Genomic DNA, 19,002 nt, shown 5'->3' with positions numbered 1-19,002 from the left:
ACATAGAAATTTAGGTTGTGATGATAACATAAAGAAAGTTGTTTAAATCTTTGGTTTTATTTTTTAATAGCTGATTTAATAAATATTTATCTATAAAATTTTCAAAATATAAATGTAGTATCTAGAACAAAGAGATTATAGTTTTTTGTATAGAGTAAATATAATTTGAAATAGTTTTCTTATATTTGATAACTAACGTGGGAATAATATATGGATATTATAAGGAGATGGTTTTATGAGATATGTTATTGTTTCAGTAATTAAAGGAAAAGCAGGAGATTTTAATAATAATTTAAGAAAAGAAGTGTTTAATAAGTTCAAAGCAAAATCTTCTAAGTTACCTGCTCACTTTACTATAAAAGCGCCATTTGAGTATGAGGGTAGCATAAAGGAACTAGAATATCAGCTAAGTACTCTATGCGAACAAAGTAAAGTTACTCCGTTAACTATAGATGGATTTGATCATTTTGATAATAGAGTTGTATATATGAGCATGAAACTGACAAATGAGGGAAAAGAGATACATGATAAAGTAATTGATGTTTTACAATCATTTAATTTTATAAATTTCAAAGAAAATGAGGGAAAAGAAAAAGCCTTTCATATAACTGTAGCATCCAAAAATATAAAACCAATATATCAATATATATGGGATTATGTTTCAGAAATATCTTGTAAATTTGAAAGTAGCTTTGACAATGTATCTATTTACAAGTGGGAGAATAATACATGGGTGCTTCACAAGGAATTTATTTTTAAAGGGTAGTTACTATTAAAGCAAAAAAGAGAGTAAACTTATTTTTCAAGTATACTCTCTTTTTGCTTATTAATTAAATAGATTTTAAGTTTAAATGGTATCAGCACTTTCTTTTAGTTTATTTGGAAGTATAAAGGAAAGTACTAAGCAAATTACAGATATAACTACTAGTACAAGGAAGATGCTCTTTATTCCACTTATTTGCGAATTGAGTATACTATCCACAGTATACTTGATTTTTCCTTCAGCAGAAGTATAAAGATTGTTAGGATCTACATTGTTTATTCCGATTTTATTAAAATAATTTATTATGCTAAGATTGAACATACTTCCAAAAACACTAACTCCTATAGTCTGACCTAAGGTGCGAAGTAAAGTGTTTGAAGCAGTAGCAGCTCCCCTCATATTAAAGTCTACAGAGGTTTGTACTATTATTGTAATTATTGTAAAAGCCCCTCCAAAACCTGCCCCTAATATAAAGGTATAAGCCATTGAAAGAAATAATGGTGAGCTTTCGCCGAGAGTAGCTAGAAGTACTGATCCTATTGTTAAAATTAGGAAAGAGAATATGGTTGTGGTTCTTTCTCCATATCTTGTAATAGCTTTTCCTAAAACAACTGCAGCAACTAACCAGGAAATAGACATTGGTGCGAGAGAAAGCCCAGAAATTGTTGCACTTTTTCCAAGTATGTTCTGTATATATATTGGCATATATACATCGCAACCTATAAGCACAGCAGAAGCTAAGAAACCTATTATATTTGTCACAGTATTTGTTTTAGTGAATATTTCAAAAGGTATTATTGGTTCCTCTGCTTTCTTTTCAACCGTATAAAATAATATCAGCATTAATATTGATATTATAAGACAAACAATTATATTAGTAGAAAAGAAACTATGGCTTTTTTCAACAAATAATATACTAAGCAATATAAACAAAATTGCCAAGGAAAGAGTTATTATTCCTAGATAGTCGATTTTATGACTTCTTTTCTCGAAAGATTCTTGTAAGTTCTTCTGTAGTAAAAATATACATAGTATTCCAAAAGGAATATTAATAAAGAATATCCAATGCCAGCTTAAATAATCAATGAAGAATCCTCCGAGGAAAGGTCCAACTAAACTTGCTATTCCCCATACAGAGCTTAACCACCCTTGAACCTTTGCTCTTTCTTCAAGGGTAAATACATCTCCTACAATAGTATAACTTATTGTAAAGATACCACCAGCACCAAGTCCTTGTAAGGCTCTAAAAAATATCAGTAAATACATATTAGTTGAAAATCCGCACAAGAAACTACCTATTAAGAATATAGATATAGCAATTGAAAGCAGTAGCTTTCTTCCATATAAATCAGATAGCTTCCCATAAACTGGGGTAGATATAGCTGAAGTAAGCATATACGCAGAGAATACCCAACTTATAAGTTCAAAACCATTTAAGCTTTTTACTATTGATGGAACCGCTGTAGTTACAACAGTACCTTCAACAGCGCCTAAAAACATTGCTACCATTAATGCTGTGATAATGCTGTTTTTACGTGAATCCACTAAGAAACCACTCCTTTGTAAAGTATGTATCACTTCAAGATGACGATTATTCTAAAAACACCTCTGGGTTTTGAGGGAACTTAAAACATTCTAAGGTGAAGTGGAATATCAATATAATGACCATAATATTTTACCATACATTAACTAATAATAATATTTTATGATAAAGTTTTTTAATAAACGATGTTTTGATATTTCGGTGTTATTTTAGAACCAAATTAAATTAACATCAAGAACTTTACGTTTTTAAACAGTAAAAAGGAGAAGAATTATTATCTTCTCCTTTAAAATTATATATTTATGAGATCAGGATTAAAGGCCAATTACGGTATCTTTTTTGTTAGTATCCATAACAATTCTTCCATCTTTAACCTCAATGATTCTATCCGCTTTTTCAGCAATTCTATTGTCATGAGTTATAACTATGAAAGTAGTATTTAGTTTGTCATTTATGTCTCTTAAAAGAGTATAGATACTTTCTGTTGATTCAGAATCTAAATTTCCGGTGGGTTCATCAGCTAAAACTATTTTAGGGTTGTTTATTAATGCTCTTGCTATAGCAGTTCTTTGCTGTTGACCTCCAGACATATTTGTAGCTAAGTTGTTCTTTACCTTAGTAAGCCCAACTAATTCTAAAAGTTCATCAGCTTTCTCTCTAATTTCCTTTGATGGTTTTGAGTTTCCAATCATATAAGGCATAAGCACATTTTCTAGAGCAGTAAATTCAGGAAGCAAGTAGTGAAATTGAAATATGAATCCAATGGTTTTATTTCTTAGAGAAGCCAGTTCATTTTTCTTCATATTATCGGTTCGCATACCATTTATATAAATCTCTCCGCTAGTAGGTTTGTCTAGAGTTCCCATTATATTGAGCAGAGTACTTTTACCGCTTCCAGAAGCACCGATTATTGAGTTAAAGGTTCCTGCTTCAAAGGATATATTAATATCATTTAAGACCTGAGTCTTTATAACGGAACCGTAGATTTTATTTATATTTTTCAATTGAATCACATTATGCATTTCTAATCACCTCTATTGGATTTAATTTTGATGATCCTCTTGCCGGAATCAATGCTGCAAGGGTAGAAGCAAGTAAAGCTATCAGTGCTGAAATACCTATAAATTTATAGCTGATATATAGTTCTACAACTGGAGTTCCATCAGGGTTTACAGCAAATTTAGTAAACATATAGCTTAAACCTAAGCCTAAGATAACTCCAAGAATTGCTCCCATGATTCCAAGTAAAAAGCCCTCAAATAAGAATATTAAACTAGATTGCATATCTCTAATTCCCATCGCTTTTAAGATACCGATTTGTTTAGATTTTTGAACCACAGTTACAACTAACACGCTGGCAATTCCAAGAACTACAGAAATCATAACGAATACTTGGATCATATAGCTTGATACACTTTGTCCGTTTAATCCACTTAAAAGGGATGCATTTTGCACTTTCCAGTTATCTACCTTTACAATATTATTATCTAGTTTTGATGATACATTCGAAGCTATTTCATCTGCTTTGAATACGTCCGTTACTTGCATCTCAATACCGGTTATTTTATTTCCAGTAGAGAAGAGGTTTTTTATAGTAGCTATATCTGTTACTAACCATGCTTTATTGATTGTTGATATTTTTAAGTCATAGAATCCAGTTACGGTTAGAGTTTTAAGCTTGCCTGAGTTTGTAATAACGTCCACTTTATCATTTATATTCAGATTTAATTCATCTCTTAAATCTTTTCCAACTAATATTTCAAGCTCATTTTTAGGAATAGTTCCTTCATAAACACTACTTTTAATATTATAGATCTTATCCGAATCGTTAATATTCATACCTCTGAGTAGGACAGAATATGTTTTTGAATCATTTTTAATTAGTGCGGGGGCATCTGATACTATAGAAAGATTTTTTATTCTATCGTCAGATTTATTTACTTTATCTACAATAGCGTCGTAATTATCTATTAATTTATCAGATGATTTTGAGCTTATGGTAATCTGAGAGGAATTACCTATAGTTTTATTTACTAAACTCTTTTGAAGTCCCTGTATTAAAGAACCGATAAAAATTTGAACTGACACTCCCACTGCGATACCAAGTGCGATTAAGGCTGTTTGACCTTTAGTTGATTTTAAAAATCTTACTGCGATTTTAAATGCTAATTTCAATTTTTTTACCTCCTAAATTTAATATCCGCTTAATATATATTACTTGATAATAATTATTAACTAATTTATAATATAATCATATACCACATAACGAAATAAATCAATATAAAATATATATAATTATTACGAAGTGTGTTAAAATTTCTTTGGGGGTGAAAATAATGAAAAATCTAATTTCGCTAAATATAAAGGACTTAAGAAAGATAAATAAGTATACTCAAAAGCAACTTGCTGAATTATTAGGAGTTGCTCAGACTACCATAGCAAATTATGAGAATGGCATTAGAGTTCCAGATGCAGAAATGCTTCAAAAGATATCAAATGTATTTGAAGTTAGTATAGATTATTTACTTGGCAGAGAAGAAAAGGAATTGAAATCAAAAGATGAGATTGATAAAGACAAAATCCATGAAGTTCATATTGAAAACAAAGATAATTTTTATAAAGAGTATCTAGGTTATCTACTAGAAGGAAACAGTAAATCAGCTAGAGAATTGATTTTAATGTGTTATGAGCAGCAAATACCTATGGGGTTTATTTATTTTGGAATTTTTGAAAAGGCTTTGAAGGAAGTGGGCAGCCTTTGGGAATCAGGTAAAATAGATGTTTGGCAAGAACATTTTATTTCAGAGGTTACTTTAGATGTGATGAGAGAAGTAAAAGCTAGAGAAAAAAGGAAGAAGTATAAATCACATTCTGTGATAGGAGTTACTGCCGGTCCAGAACAGCATAATATTGGCTTGAAAATGGTTTTAGATATGCTTGAAATGGAAGGATGGAATACAGTTTATTTAGGATCGAATGTTCCAGTGGGAAGTCTTATAAAAGCCATAGTTACAGAAAAACCAAGCTTGGTAGCTATATCAGTTACAATGGAATATCATATTGAGTCTGCAAAATTCATGATACAAGCAATCAAGCAGGAGTTTAAGGACAGTGCCCCTAAGATTATAATAGGAGGAGGCGCTTTTAAGAACAACCCTGAATTGTGGAACACAACTGGAGCAGATAAATTTTCATCTAATACAGATGATATGCTGGAACTTATGGAAGGGAGCTAGTTACAATCTATATTTGTAATTAGCCCTTTTCTTATTAACGTTCAAATTTATCTTGCGCACTCAGAAGCCTCGCCAGTAAGTATCTGTATTCCATGTGGAAGGGCAGGTAAAATAACTTCCAAGTTTTCTACAGCACCTTTTGGACTTCCAGGCAAGTTAACTATTAAGGAATATTTTCTTATACCACTTACGGCTCTAGAAAGCATAGCTTTAGGTGTTATCTTTAATGAAGCGGCTCTCATTGCTTCAGCAATACCAGGAACCTGCTTTTCTATAACTTGCAAAGTGGCTTCAGGAGTAACATCTCTTTGTGAGAAACCTGTACCGCCATTAGTTAATATTAAATTTACTTTCATTTCATCACATAAGTATGTAAGCTCTTTCTTTATAATATCTATTTCATCTGGAATAATCTTATAGTATTCAATCGAGTAATAATCTTTATCTAAGAGATCTTTTATCGCTGGACCTGTAGTATCGATTCTCTCATTTCTTGATCCTTTATCACTTATAGTTAAAATTGCAGTTTTTATCATAATATCTCCTCCAGTAAGCAGCTTAAAATATAAAAACTATATTACTAAAATATAGTTTATACCCAATAAAACTCCTTAATTATACTACATTAAATACTTTTGTAAAGAAAGTAAACTTACAGGATAAGTTATAAGTTGATGAAGTCACCAGTTATAACTCAATGAAATAATATATATTATTATGAGAAAGTGAACAATCTTAAGAAATAGAAAGAAAAGAATATCATATTCGACATAATGTGATTATTTTACTCAATATAATTGGAAAATCTTAATATAATAAATGCGTACAAGTTGACTGGCATTTATAATGATAGTAAAATAAACTAGTAATAATTATTTATCAACTGATTATAGATAGAGGTGCTTAAATGTGTGCCACTAATGTGGATTTACAAGAAAATGTTAAAAAACTAGCGGTAAAAATCATAAAACATTATAGAGGTAAAGGTCCAGAATACGTAAAGGTAAAAATATTGGATGCTGATACCATAGTGGTGGACATTAAAGGAATACTGTCTAATCTTTCAGAGATTTTAGTAAATGAAGGCGCGATAAGTCTTGTAAGAAGTTATTGGGAGATTATGAAACCTCATTTAGAGAAAACCTTTAACGAAGAAGCAAAAGAACTTTTTAAGAGGGATTTCAGATATAGTTGGAAAGTACTTAATTTAGAGAATGATAATAGAACAGTAGTTATAACAATTAATTTAATATAGCATGGTTTGATTGGAAAGAAAGATATAAAAGAAAATTATTTATATTTTAGCTTTTAGATAAACCAGTACTAACTTGTTGCGTATTAGCTTCAGGTTTTGTACTGGTTTTTTTATTTATAAATTAAGAGGAGTGTAGTCTATTATGGAAGAAAAAGTTTTAACGGTATGCCCTTACTGTGGAAGCGGCTGTCAACTTTATTTAGTTGTAAAGAATGGGGAAATAGTAAGAGCTGAACCAGCAAATGGTGATAACAATGAGGGAAATTTATGTCTGAAAGGTCTTTATGGATGGGATTTCTTAAATGATCCTAAGCTTTTGACCTCAAGATTAAAGAAACCTATGATTAGAAAAAATGGTGTATTAGAAGAAGTTTCCTGGGATGAAGCTGTAAGATTTACTGCTGAAAATCTTATGAGAATAAAAGAAAAGTATGGTTCAGATGCAATTATGGGAACAGGCTCAGCAAGAGGTCCAGGAAATGAAGCTAACTATGTTATGCAAAAATTTATGAGAGCAGCAGTGGGTACTAATAACATAGACCATTGTGCTAGGGTATGTCATGGACCATCTGTTGCAGGACTTAGATATTCGCTAGGAGATGGAGCGATGTCTAACTCAATTCCTGAGATTGAAAATACAGATTTAGTTTTCATCTTTGGCTATAACCCTCCAGAGACTCACCCAATAGTTGCAAGACGAATAATTAAGGCTAAAGAAAAAGGTGCAAAGGTAATAGTCACAGATCCGAGAAAGACTGAAACAGCAAGACTAGCTGATTTATGGCTTCCTATAAAAGGAGGTTCAAACATGGCTCTTGTAAATGCTTTTGGAAATGTGCTTATCAATGAAAATTTATATAATAAAGAATATGTCGCTAAATACGTTGAAGGTTTCGAAGAATATAAAGCTTCTGTTGAAAAATATACACCAGAATACGCAGAAACAATAACTGGCATTAAAGCAGACGATATAAGAAAGGCTATGAGAGAATATGCAAAGGCTAAGAATGCAACTATTCTTTATGGAATGGGAGTTTGCCAGTTTTCTCAAGCAGTAGACGTAGTAAAAGGATTGGCTTCAATAGCACTTCTTACAGGTAACTTTGCGAGACCTAATGTTGGAATAGGGCCAGTGCGTGGACAAAATAATGTTCAAGGTACTTGTGATATGGGGGTTCTGCCAAATGTATTTCCAGGATATCAAGAAGTTACAGATAAGAAAGCCAGAGAAAAGTTTGAAAAGGCTTGGGGAGTTAAGCTTCCTAGTGAAATAGGATATCATTTAACTGAAGTTCCTCATCTAGTATTGCATGAAGAAAAGATAAAAGCCTATTATATATTTGGAGAAGATCCAGTGCAAAGTGATCCTAATTCGGCAGAACTTAGGGAAGCATTAGATAAGATTGAATTTGTAATAGTACAAGATATATTTATGAATAAAACTGCACTTCATGCTGATGTGGTACTACCAGCTACTTCTTGGGGAGAACATGATGGTGTCTATTCTTCTGCTGACAGAGGTTTCCAAAGGATAAGAAAAGCTGTAGAACCTAAAGGAGATGTAAAGACTGATTGGCAGATAATAGCTATGATATCCACTGCAATGGGTTACCCAATGAATTATAATAATACTGAAGAAATTTGGGATGAGATGAGAGCTCTATGTCCTAAATTTGCTGGAGCTAGTTATAATAAGATGGAAGAGCAAGGAATAGTAAGATGGCCTTGTCCTAGAGAAAATCATAAGGGTACTTCTTATTTATATGAGAATAATGTTTTCTCAACTGCAAATGGAAAAGGTAAGCTTTTTGCTTGCGAATGGAGAGCTCCACTTGAAAAAGTAGATGATGAGTTTCCACTTACTCTTTCAACAGTAAGAGAAGTTGGTCACTATTCAGTTAGAACAATGACTGGAAACTGTCGTGCACTTCAAAATCTAGCAGATGAACCTGGTTTTATACAAATAAGTGTGGAAGACGCTAAAGAACTAGGAATAAATCCTGGTGAGTTGGTTAAAGTTACTTCAAGAAGAGGTTCTGTAATGTCTAGAGCAGATGTAACTGAAAGGGTTAAGAAGGGGGCAACCTTCATGACATATCAATGGTGGATAGGTGCTTGCAACGAACTTACCATAGATGCTTTAGATCCTATTTCAAAGACACCAGAATTTAAGTATTGTGCTGTAAGAGTAGATAGAATAGAGGATCAAAAACAAGCTGAAAAGAATTTAATAGATGAATACAACAGCTTAAGAGAGAAGATGTTAGTATTTAAGAATTAGTTATGAAAGGATAGTTAAGATGATCAGTGTAAGTGATGCATTAAGAATAATATCTGAAGAAGCTAAGCCAATAGGAAAAGAAAAGAGAGAAATACTTTTATGTAATGGTCTGGTGTTAGCTGAGGACATATTGTCGAAGGACAGTCTTCCTCCTTTTGATAAATCTGCCATGGATGGATATGCTGTAAGAAGTAGTGATACTGAAGGAATAACTGCAGAAAATCCAAGAGGATTTAAGGTAAAGGGAGTAATAAAGGCTGGACAGTGGTGTACTGAAAGTATAAACAGAGGTGAAGCTTTCAAGATAATGACTGGGGCACCAATACCTTTAGAAGCTGATTGTGTTATAGAAGTGGAGAAGGTACAAGCAAAAGACGATACAGTGTACTTATATAATGAAGTAAAAAAAGATAATCATGTGATAAAGTTTGGTGAAGAAATTCAGCCTGGTGATATAGTTTTAAAAAAGGGAACTGAAATAAGACCAGCTGAAATAGGTCTTTTTGCATCCTTAGGTTATAGAACAGTTGAGACTTATAAACCTCCTGTTGTAGGGCTTATAATAACTGGCGATGAACTTGTAGATATAGATGATGCCATAGGCAAAGGAAAGATAAGAAATAGTAATGAATATGCTATAACTTCAATGATAAGAAGTTTAGGTCTTGAAGTAGTTTCTTTTGGTATAGTAAAAGATGATAAAGATGTGCTTAAGAAAGTTATAGAGGAAGCACTGCTGAGAACTGATATAGTAATAACTTCTGGTGGAGCTTCAGCTGGGGATTATGACTTTGTTGAAACAATATTAAAGGAAATAGGTGCAGATATAAAGTTCGACTCTGTTGCAATAAAACCTGGAAAGCCTATAAGCTTTGCCGTGTTTAATGATAAGTTATTTTTTAGTCTCCCAGGTAATCCGCTATCAGCCATAACTACCTTTGAACAATTCATTGAACCTGCCTGTAAGAAGGTTTTAGGTAAGCAAGAATATATGAAGGAAGAAATTTCTGTTATATTAGGTGAGGATTTTAAAGTAAGAAAAGGCAGAGTAAAACTTCTATATGTAAAGATAGTTAAGGAAAATGATAAATATTATGCTTATAAGATTGGATCACAAAGTTCAAATAAGCTTACAACTATAAGTAAAGCTAATGGGGTATTAATCGTTCCAGAAGAATATACAGAAATGAAAGCCGGGGAAACAATACAAGGAAGATTTATATTTAGGTAGAAAGGTCGGATTAATATGAGTTCAAAGGTTAATGCTTTTGTGGTTGCAGATAGTAAAAAGTGTATAGGCTGCAAAGCTTGTGAAGTTGCTTGTTTTGTCGCACATAATAATGCAGATAATACTTTAATAACTGTTGGTAATATCAATATGCCAATTATAGCAAGACTTCATGTTGTAGATAATGGAAGATATAAAGCACCTGTACAATGTAGACAATGCGAGAATGCTCCTTGTGCCAATGTTTGCCCTATTGGCGCAATAGTACAGGAGGAAAATATTATAACAATAAACGAAAACAAATGTGTTGGATGCAAAAGTTGTTCAGTTGCGTGTCCTTTCGGGGCAATTGATATACTACCAAAGTATAGTGCAGGTGAAAAAATCTATACAAGGATGAAACAAGCAGGTAAGGCTTCAAAACAATTCAAAGAATTGTCTACTGCATATAAATGTGATCTTTGTAAAGATATTGGTAATCCAGCTTGTGTGGAGGCGTGTCCTAAAAATGCACTAAGGATATTTGACGCAGAGAAAGAAAAACAAGAGAAAAATATCGCTTCAGTTTTAAATTTATAAAATCATATCATTATATAATTATAAATTTTAATAATTATATAAATATATAGGTGTTTCAAGGCTTTAATGCAGTTCTATTGATTTATTGGAAAGGAAATGTGTGTATGTCGATCAGTAAAATTAATATAGATGAGCAATTATGTACTGGCTGCAGAAGATGTGCAGAAGTTTGCCCAGTTGGTGCTATAAAAGGTGCTTTTGGAAGTCCACAAGTTATAGATAATGAAATATGTGTAAGCTGTGGTCAATGCATACAAATATGTAGTTCTTACGCATCTGAATTTATATATGGAGAACAAATACTTGAGGACAAAAAGAAAAGTAGAAATATGCTTAATAGCATTAAGGAACCTTTATTTGCGGTATATAATGTTGGACAAGTAGCTAAACTTAAAAAATTATTAAAAGATAAAGATTTATATAAGATTGTTCAATGTGCGCCAGCAGTTAGAGTATCACTTGCAGAAGAGTTTGGATTTAGCTTTGGAAGCTTAACTCCTGGAAAACTATCTGCGGCTCTAAAGCTTCTAAGCTTTGATAGAGTATATGATACGAATTTTGGGGCTGATCTTACAATCATGGAAGAAGGTAGTGAACTTATAAAAAGGATTTCAGAAAATAAAAATCTACCAATGTTTACTTCCTGTTGCCCAGCTTGGGTTAAATATGCAGAACAAGAATACCCTGAATTGTTAAAACATCTATCAAGTTGTAAGTCTCCACAACAAATGGCTGGAGCAATCATTAAGACTTATGGTGCTAAAGTAGATAATATTGATTCAAGTAAAATTTTAAGTGTTGCAGTAATGCCTTGCACATGCAAGCAGTTTGAATGCGACAGAGAAGAGATGAATTCAAGTGGATACAAAGATGTTGATATTGTAATAACCACTAGAGAACTTGCTCAGCTTATAAAAGAAGAAAATATAGATTTCAGAAATCTAGAAGATAGAGAGTTTGACTCACCACTTGGAGTGTACACAGGAGCCGGAAATATATTTGGTACTACTGGAGGAGTTATGGAAGCGGCTCTTAGAACTGGATATGAACTTTTAACCAAAGAGTCTGTTCCAAAGCTTGAGATGAATTTCATAAGAGGTGGGGAAGGCATAAGAGAAGCTAATGTAAAGGTAGGAGAATTAGAGTTAAAGGTTGCTGTAGTTTCAGGGCTTAAAAATGCAAAAGAGGTTCTAGAGAGCGTAAAGACAGGACAATGCGATTATCATTTTGTAGAAGTAATGACTTGCCCAGAAGGATGTGTAAGTGGGGGTGGCCAACCTAAAATACTACTGGATAAGTTAAAGAAAAATGCAATCGGCGAGAGAAAAAAATCATTATATAGACATGACTCAGAGCTTAATATAAGGAAATCTCATGAGAATCCTTATATTAAGAAGCTATATGAAGAATTTTTGAAAGAGCCTCTTGGTAAAAAGTCTCATCATTTACTACATACAAGATATTCGTCAAGAAAGAGAGAGGAGTGTTAGTTATGAATAATTTTGTTATGGCAAATCCACAAAGATGTATAGGGTGCAGAACTTGCGAGATTGCTTGCGTTGTTGCACATTCAGAAGAAAATATATTTACAGCTAAGAAAGATGATGTTAATTTTAATCCATGTTTAAGGGTTATTAAGACGGCTGAGGTAAGTGCTCCAGTGCAGTGTAGACATTGCGAAAATGCTCCTTGTGCTAATTCTTGTCCAAATGGTTCTATAGTAAATAAGGATGGAGCTGTTATTATAAATAAGGATACTTGCATAGGTTGCAAAAGCTGTTTAATTGCATGTCCATTCGGCGCTATAGATATGATATCAGATCAGAAAAATGGACAAAGAGTACTTCAAACTGGACTTAAGGCAGATGTAAGTGGAAGTTTTGAGTTAAAGGAAAAGATTGTAGCTAATAAATGTGACTTATGTTTAGGTAGAGAAAATGGACCTGCATGCATTGAGGTTTGCCCAACTGCGGCTCTTAAATTAGTGAAACCTGATAATTTAGAGAAAGAAATACAAGAAAAAAGAAAAAGCAGTGCTAACACTTTAGCTATGATGGTTTAAAGAAATTGAAAAATATGTATTACGATAAATTAGAAAAGTTTAATCTTTTTAAAACTGCGGTTATTTTAGCTGGTGGTAAAAGCACTAGGATGGGTTTTGATAAACAGTTTTTAAAATTTGAAGATAAACAGCTCATTGATGTAATGTCAGAAAAGCTTTATACTAGCTTTGAAGAAATAATAATAATAAGCAACAAGCCTGAGCTTTATAAGGATAGCCCATATAAAATAATTTCCGATGAAGTAAAAGATATGGGGCCAATATCTGGCATCTATGAAGGGCTGAAGGCTGCAAAAGGTGAATATGTATATTTTATTGCTTGCGATATGCCTATAATTAATCTTGACTTTATAGAATTTATGAAAGATAGATTAATAAAGGAACCGAAGCAGTGCTGTATAGTTGAAAGAGAAACTTATATGGAACCTTTTAATGCTTTTTATTCAAAGTCATTGCTTCAAGAAGTAGAGCAAATGATAAAAGCTGATAAAAGAGCACTTAAACAGCTAATAAGAGCATCTGATACATTATATATTGAAGAAGAAGAAGTAAAAAGTTTTGACTGTAACTTTGAAATGTTTATGAACCTAAATACAAAAGAGGATTTAGAGAGGTATATCTTTAGATATAACAATTCTAAATAAAATTTGAAGCTTCTATCAACCTTCAGCTAATCAATGGGTTAATTTTAGCTAATAGAATTTTAAGCGTTTTGCTAAGCACTTAAGTATCTAAATATAGATTTAAAACTTAAAAATACTTTTAGATTTTTCATGGAGGGAATACAAATGATAGATTCATATGGTCGTAATATAAATTACTTAAGAATTTCAGTAACGGATTTATGTAATTTAAGGTGTAAGTACTGTATGCCTGAAAAAGGAATAAAGAAAGCCTGCCATGATGAAATATTAAGATTTGAAGAAATTGAAGAAATAGTAAAGAAATTTGTTTCTTTAGGGGTAAATAAGATTAGAATAACTGGTGGAGAGCCTTTAGTCAGGACTGATATAGTAACACTTATTAAAAGGCTGTCTAAGCTTAATGGTATTGATGAGATAGCCATGACCACTAATGGTACTCTTTTAAAAAAGCATGCCAAAGCCTTAAAGGAAGCTGGTCTTACAAGAGTTAATATAAGTTTAGATACTTTAAATGATGAAAAATACAAAACAATAACAAAAGGAGGAACGCTTAAAGATGTACTTGAGGGTATAAGTGAAGCTAAAAAAGTTAACCTTACGCCTATAAAGTTGAATGTTGTTCTTATTAAAGATTTTAATGAGGATGAGATAGTAGACTTTGTCAATTTAACTAAGGATGAGGAAATTGATGTGAGATTTATAGAGCTTATGCCTATTGGACAAGTAAAACAATGGTCTCTTAATAGATATTTAAGCAATGAAACTGTGCTTAAAAAAGTTCCGGAACTTATTCAAATAAAGTCAAAGGATATATCTTCGCCTGCAAAATATTATAGACTTCCTGAAGGAAAAGGGAATATTGGACTAATTAACCCAATTTCCTGTAAGTTCTGCAGTAATTGTAATAGAATAAGACTTACTTCAGATGGAAAGCTAAAGGCATGTCTTCATTCTAATAATGAAATAGATATTAAAGGTTTAATAAGAGACGGAAAAGATATAACTGAAGTTTTATATAATATTGTAAAACATAAACCTAAAGAACATGGCCTTGAGGATGGAGAGTATATAGAAAGAGAAATGACTGCTATAGGAGGATAATTATGGAGTTTTCGCATTTTAATGAAGAAGGAAGAGCTCATATGGTTAATGTTTCAGAAAAAGAAGATACAAAAAGAGTTGCTGTTGCAAGAGCCACAATAAAAATGAAAAAAGAAACTATAAAGCTCATAAAAGAAGGTCTTATAAAGAAAGGCGACGTACTTGCTGTATCTCAAATAGGCGGAATTATGGGAGCTAAAAAAACCTGGGAGCTTATCCCTATGTGTCACAATATACTTTTAACTGGTTCTGACATAAAGTTTGAGGTTAAAGAAGAGGAAATATATATAGAGGCAACAGTAAGTACTATAGGAAAAACTGGTGTGGAAATGGAAGCTTTAACTGCTGTTAATATTGCAGCTCTTACTATATATGATATGTGTAAGGCTGTTGATAAGGATATGATAATAACCGATATAAAACTACTGAAGAAAACCGGCGGCAAAAGTGGAGATTACATAAGAAAATAAATGCTTAAAGGAGTAAGTACTATATGGCTAAGGTGATATCTATTAACATAAGTGAAATAAAAGGTGTTATTAAGACACCAATAAACGAAGGTTTCTTTAAAGAAGAACATGGATTAGAAGGAGATGGACATGCGGGGAAATGGCATAGACAAGTAAGTCTTCTTGCAGAAGAAAGTATAGATAAGATGATAGCTTTTGGAGTTTCGGATTTGACACCAGGAAAGTTTGCAGAAAATATCACGACTGAAGGGATAGTATTGCACAAACTACCTATAGGAACAAGACTTAAGATAGGGGAAACCATTCAAGAGGTAACACAAATAGGTAAAGAGTGCCATAATGGATGTGCTATCAAGAATAAAGTAGGCAAATGTATAATGCCAACTGAAGGCATATTTACGAGAATAATAAAAAGTGGAGTTATAAGACCTGGAGACACAATTGAAATAATTAATGTATGTGTTACTTCGTAATAAAACTTATTATTTTAAAGTCTTTCACCAGAAATCGTGAGAGTTTTAAAAATAGATTTCGGTGCTTCGACGAATCTTTATTTGGATAAATTTTAATATGAAGTAGTTTATATATATGTATATATAGCAGGAGAAGGTAGTATGATAAAAAAGTCAAAACTAGTTGCAGCTTTAGCTGCTTTAGTAGTAGTAACAAGTGGTATGTTTGGGTGTTCTAAGGAGCCTAAAGATATATCTAGGAATAATGATAAAAAGATAATGGTTTTCGCAGCTGCTAGTCTTACAGAAAGTTTCAACGACATAGGAAAAGAGTTTAAAGAGGATAAGAAAATTGACGTAGTATTTAATTTTGCTGGTAGCCAAGCTCTAGTTCAGTCTATAAATCAAGGTAGTCCAGCAGATATATTTGCATCTGCAAATACAAGCTACATGGATGAGCTAAAGAAAGCTGATAAGGTTGAGGAAAGCAAGATATTTTCAGAAAATAAGCTTGTAATATGTAGAAGCAAAACTAGTAAAATATCCGTTGGTAATTTTAAGGATTTATCAAAAGATGATTTGAAACTTGTAATTGGGGATAAAACTGTGCCAGTTGGAAGTTATTTTTATAAGGTACTAGAAGAACAAAAACAGAAAAAGTTTATCGATGACAATACGTATTATGCTATAAAAGCAAACATTAAAAGTAATGAGCTAAATGTTAAGGACGTTTTAGCGAAGGTTGTACTAGGCGAAGCTGATGCGGGAGTTGTATATAAGACTGATATAAATGAAGCTAATAAAGATAAAGTTGATATAGTAGAAATAAGTGAGTTTAATAATCTTAAGGTTCAATATCCAATAATGAGATTAAAAGCTTCAAAAAATAAACTAGAAGCTGAAGAGTTTATCACATACATAACTGAGGGAAAAGGGAAAGACATATTAAAAAAACATGGCTTTGATATACGCAAATAAAGATAATCATATAGGAGATTTATGTTGCAAGATAGTTTATACAATAAGAAGAGTTCAATAACAAAGAATAGAACTAAAAACAGTATATTAAGCAAGCTATTGGTTTTGCCTATTGGAGTCATTATATGTATGTACTTGACGATTATTATGCTTCCTATAGCAGCTATGATTAAATATTCAGGTATAGATAATATAGTAGCTACGCTTTATGAAAAAGATAATATATCAAGTATAATTCTTACACTGTATACCTCTAGTATATCTTTACTTATGACTTTTGTTTTTGGCACAGCTATAGCCTTCTATTTGAAATCTATAAAAAATAACAATTTATCAAAGCTCCTAAGTATATTAATAGAACTTCCTATAGTTTTACCTCCTGCTGCTGTGGGAATCGCGCTACTTTTAACTTTTGGAAGCAATGGTTTAATAGGTAGCTTATTAGATCAAGTGGGAATAAATATAGTATTTACTCCTAGTGCTGTAATTTTAGCACAGTTTTTCGTGTCTTCTGCTTTTTATGTGAAGGTACTTACTAATTCAATTAATGATATACCAAAAGAAATCTTTGAAGTTACTTATGTTTTAGGGGCTGGAAGAGTTGAGACCATATTTAGAGTTATAATACCTATGCTAAAAAGAGCTATAATTTCAGGCCTAATATTAAGTTTCATAAGGTCTATAGGTGAGTTTGGTGCCACACTAATGTTTGCTGGTAATATATTGAATGAGACTAGAACAATTCCACTTCAAGTTTATACATACATGCAGACAGATATAAAAATGGCAACATCTTTTGCTACTATCTTGTATATTTTATCATTTTTACTGCTGTTTTCAGCAAGAGTATTTCTAAAAGATGAAGGAGAAGTTTTATAACGTATTGCTTCACTTTTATTTTAACAAAGATTTGGATATAATATTAATGCTAGGTAGACAATCAAAGTTTAGGATATAATAGTATTAAGTTATAAATATTTATTACTTTAAGATTTAATTAATCTAAAGGTTGGTGTTAAATTTGGATAATGAAGAGAGGCAATTGGCTCTTGATAAGCTTAATTCTAAAGAAGTATATGATTTTATAAACCAATTGAATATAGCTAATGTTATTATATTTGGAAGCTTAAATCATGGAGAGTTTAATGAGATATCTGATGTGGATATTGCAGTGCTAAGTGAGGAAAAGATAACACTTGATGCCATTTTGGATTTGGAATTATTCTTAGAAAACTTATTAAATAGACCAATTGATGTTGTTGACCTCAGAAGTGATAAATTGGATTTATTTGTTAAAATAAATATTTTGAATTATGGAAAGATATTATTTACAAAGGATAATGGAAAGATGTTTGAGCATATTTGTGATGAAGTTGATAGAACCTATAGAGAAAATGAAAACTTTATATACTTTAGGAGATTGGATGTATTATCATGAATGATGAGAGACTTGTAAAAATAATAGAAGATTTAGAAGAATGCAAAGCTGATATAAACGAATGTTTAGAGGTACTGGAAAAATATAAAGATGATGAGCTTATAAATAAATTGGCAAAATCCAGCCTTAGACAGCTATTTGTAGGGTTTCATACAATACTAGAAGATTTTTGTTCCATTGCTCTAAGAGAGGTAAGAAGGTTCAAGATAGGTATTTCCTTAAGTGATAGTTTTAAACTTTTGAGAAAAAGTGATGTGTTTGATGAAAGAACATATCTTTTCCTTGAAAAATCTAGATTAGTGAGAAACAGAATATCACATAGATATAAAGAACCAAGTCATGAAGAATTGTTAGATCATATAGTAAACAACACAGATAAATTTGACGTAATAATCAATATATCTAAAAAATTTCTTAGAAAATATCAATAGGTTTACTGAAATTTATAAGAGCATTTTATAAATTATGGACTATTTAAGTTGTCTGTAATTTGTAAAATGTTTTTTTACTGTACAGTATAAAAATATAATACGGCTGAACCTAGAGATTTCAATGGTATTAGAAGCTTTTTATGAGTTATACAGTAGATTTCGATGAAATTTATATAATTTAAATTGTGATATGAACATATTAGTAAATTATTTAATATATGCTATAATTTTATTTAAAGGTTCTTCTTATAACATAAATTTAACAAGATCAGAATAGTTGACTTGTGATTAGTTAAGTTATAGAGGAACATAATTTATAATGCTTGTAATGTATAACTTAATAGCTCAGCTAGGTGTTATATGGTTCCTAGCTCAACTATTAATTTATACATGCTCGAAAATCTCCAGAAGCCGAGATTTTCGAACAAGTATAAATTAAGTTTCGATATAGGAACCCTTTATAGGTATCCCAGATTAAAGTTTAAGTTATACAAGGTAGTTTCTGGCATATGCTAACGAACAAATCTCATCCTTTTTCGAA

At 31.7% G+C, this 19,002-nt stretch carries 20 protein-coding genes; 16 read left to right on the top strand and 4 right to left on the bottom strand.

Annotated features, from left to right (window positions below):
- Window positions 1–235: 235 nt before the first annotated feature.
- Window positions 236–766 carry a 2'-5' RNA ligase family protein gene (locus JHL18_RS15800; RefSeq protein ID WP_200270921.1) on the top strand — a complete coding sequence of 177 codons (531 nt, stop codon included), beginning with the start codon at window positions 236–238 and terminating at the stop codon, window positions 764–766.
- An 81-nt stretch (window positions 767–847) separates the two neighbouring features.
- On the opposite strand, the gene JHL18_RS15795 is transcribed toward JHL18_RS15800, so the two are convergent.
- The 3 genes from JHL18_RS15795 to JHL18_RS15785 all read right to left on the bottom strand — a co-directional run bounded on the left by JHL18_RS15795 (window position 848) and on the right by JHL18_RS15785 (window position 4,481).
- A complete protein-coding gene (locus tag JHL18_RS15795) occupies window positions 848–2,308 on the bottom strand; it encodes an MFS transporter (RefSeq protein ID WP_200270918.1) in 1,461 nt (486 codons plus the stop codon).
- Window positions 2,309–2,620: 312 nt separating this feature from the next.
- On the bottom strand, window positions 2,621–3,328 hold the full coding sequence (locus JHL18_RS15790; RefSeq protein ID WP_200270916.1) for an ABC transporter ATP-binding protein: 708 nt from the start codon (window positions 3,326–3,328) through the stop codon (window positions 2,621–2,623).
- Window positions 3,321–4,481: an ABC transporter permease gene (locus JHL18_RS15785; RefSeq protein ID WP_200270914.1), complete on the bottom strand. Its 1,161-nt coding sequence runs from the start codon at window positions 4,479–4,481 to the stop codon at window positions 3,321–3,323. Before JHL18_RS15785 ends, JHL18_RS15790 begins: the two co-directional genes overlap by 8 nt.
- A gap of 161 nt (window positions 4,482–4,642) precedes the next feature.
- Here JHL18_RS15785 and JHL18_RS15780 point away from each other — a divergent pair, with 161 nt between their 5' ends.
- Window positions 4,643–5,542 carry a helix-turn-helix domain-containing protein gene (locus JHL18_RS15780; protein ID WP_200270912.1) on the top strand — a complete coding sequence of 300 codons (900 nt, stop codon included), beginning with the start codon at window positions 4,643–4,645 and terminating at the stop codon, window positions 5,540–5,542.
- 47 nt (window positions 5,543–5,589) lie between these two features.
- Here JHL18_RS15780 and JHL18_RS15775 read toward each other — a convergent pair whose 3' ends face one another.
- A complete protein-coding gene (locus JHL18_RS15775) occupies window positions 5,590–6,078 on the bottom strand; it encodes a MogA/MoaB family molybdenum cofactor biosynthesis protein (RefSeq protein WP_200270910.1) in 489 nt (162 codons plus the stop codon).
- A 386-nt stretch (window positions 6,079–6,464) separates the two neighbouring features.
- Between JHL18_RS15775 and JHL18_RS15770 the strand changes: the two genes are divergently transcribed.
- The 14 genes from JHL18_RS15770 to JHL18_RS15705 all read left to right on the top strand — a co-directional run bounded on the left by JHL18_RS15770 (window position 6,465) and on the right by JHL18_RS15705 (window position 18,461).
- Window positions 6,465–6,797, top strand: a complete 333-nt coding sequence (locus tag JHL18_RS15770) for a Na-translocating system protein MpsC family protein (RefSeq protein ID WP_338025475.1) — start codon at window positions 6,465–6,467, stop codon at window positions 6,795–6,797.
- Window positions 6,798–6,939: 142 nt separating this feature from the next.
- Window positions 6,940–9,078 (top strand): formate dehydrogenase subunit alpha, encoded by a 2,139-nt coding sequence (gene fdhF, locus JHL18_RS15765; RefSeq protein ID WP_200270906.1) that lies wholly within the window; start codon window positions 6,940–6,942, stop codon window positions 9,076–9,078.
- Between the two features lie 19 nt (window positions 9,079–9,097).
- Window positions 9,098–10,309 (top strand): molybdopterin molybdotransferase MoeA, encoded by a 1,212-nt coding sequence (locus tag JHL18_RS15760; RefSeq protein WP_200270904.1) that lies wholly within the window; start codon window positions 9,098–9,100, stop codon window positions 10,307–10,309.
- A gap of 15 nt (window positions 10,310–10,324) precedes the next feature.
- Window positions 10,325–10,885 carry a 4Fe-4S dicluster domain-containing protein gene (locus JHL18_RS15755; protein WP_200270902.1) on the top strand — a complete coding sequence of 187 codons (561 nt, stop codon included), beginning with the start codon at window positions 10,325–10,327 and terminating at the stop codon, window positions 10,883–10,885.
- Window positions 10,886–10,989: 104 nt separating this feature from the next.
- Entirely contained in the window at window positions 10,990–12,375 is a 1,386-nt protein-coding gene (locus JHL18_RS15750) for a [FeFe] hydrogenase, group A (protein WP_200270900.1), read from the top strand.
- A 2-nt stretch (window positions 12,376–12,377) separates the two neighbouring features.
- Complete coding sequence (locus tag JHL18_RS15745; protein WP_200270897.1) at window positions 12,378–12,947, top strand: 4Fe-4S dicluster domain-containing protein; 570 nt, start codon at window positions 12,378–12,380, stop codon at window positions 12,945–12,947.
- A 14-nt stretch (window positions 12,948–12,961) separates the two neighbouring features.
- Window positions 12,962–13,591 (top strand): molybdenum cofactor guanylyltransferase, encoded by a 630-nt coding sequence (gene mobA, locus JHL18_RS15740; protein ID WP_200270895.1) that lies wholly within the window; start codon window positions 12,962–12,964, stop codon window positions 13,589–13,591.
- 144 nt (window positions 13,592–13,735) lie between these two features.
- Entirely contained in the window at window positions 13,736–14,692 is a 957-nt protein-coding gene (moaA, locus tag JHL18_RS15735; protein ID WP_200270893.1) for a GTP 3',8-cyclase MoaA, read from the top strand.
- A 2-nt stretch (window positions 14,693–14,694) separates the two neighbouring features.
- Complete coding sequence (gene moaC, locus JHL18_RS15730; protein WP_200270891.1) at window positions 14,695–15,162, top strand: cyclic pyranopterin monophosphate synthase MoaC; 468 nt, start codon at window positions 14,695–14,697, stop codon at window positions 15,160–15,162.
- A 23-nt stretch (window positions 15,163–15,185) separates the two neighbouring features.
- Window positions 15,186–15,635 (top strand): MOSC domain-containing protein, encoded by a 450-nt coding sequence (locus tag JHL18_RS15725; RefSeq protein ID WP_200270889.1) that lies wholly within the window; start codon window positions 15,186–15,188, stop codon window positions 15,633–15,635.
- 141 nt (window positions 15,636–15,776) lie between these two features.
- Window positions 15,777–16,592, top strand: coding sequence for a molybdate ABC transporter substrate-binding protein (gene modA / locus JHL18_RS15720; protein WP_200270887.1), 816 nt, complete (start codon window positions 15,777–15,779; stop codon window positions 16,590–16,592).
- Window positions 16,593–16,613: 21 nt separating this feature from the next.
- Window positions 16,614–17,471: an ABC transporter permease gene (locus JHL18_RS15715; RefSeq protein ID WP_200270885.1), complete on the top strand. Its 858-nt coding sequence runs from the start codon at window positions 16,614–16,616 to the stop codon at window positions 17,469–17,471.
- A 142-nt stretch (window positions 17,472–17,613) separates the two neighbouring features.
- Window positions 17,614–18,030, top strand: a complete 417-nt coding sequence (gene mntA, locus JHL18_RS15710) for a type VII toxin-antitoxin system MntA family adenylyltransferase antitoxin (protein ID WP_243277895.1) — start codon at window positions 17,614–17,616, stop codon at window positions 18,028–18,030.
- Window positions 18,027–18,461, top strand: coding sequence for a HepT-like ribonuclease domain-containing protein (locus JHL18_RS15705; RefSeq protein ID WP_200270880.1), 435 nt, complete (start codon window positions 18,027–18,029; stop codon window positions 18,459–18,461). Before mntA ends, JHL18_RS15705 begins: the two co-directional genes overlap by 4 nt.
- Window positions 18,462–19,002 lie beyond the last annotated feature (541 nt).

Source organism: Clostridium yunnanense (assembly GCF_016595795.1).
Classification (GTDB): Bacteria; Bacillota; Clostridia; order Clostridiales; family Clostridiaceae; genus Clostridium_AR; species Clostridium_AR yunnanense.
This window is presented reverse-complemented; position numbering and strand designations above follow the sequence as displayed.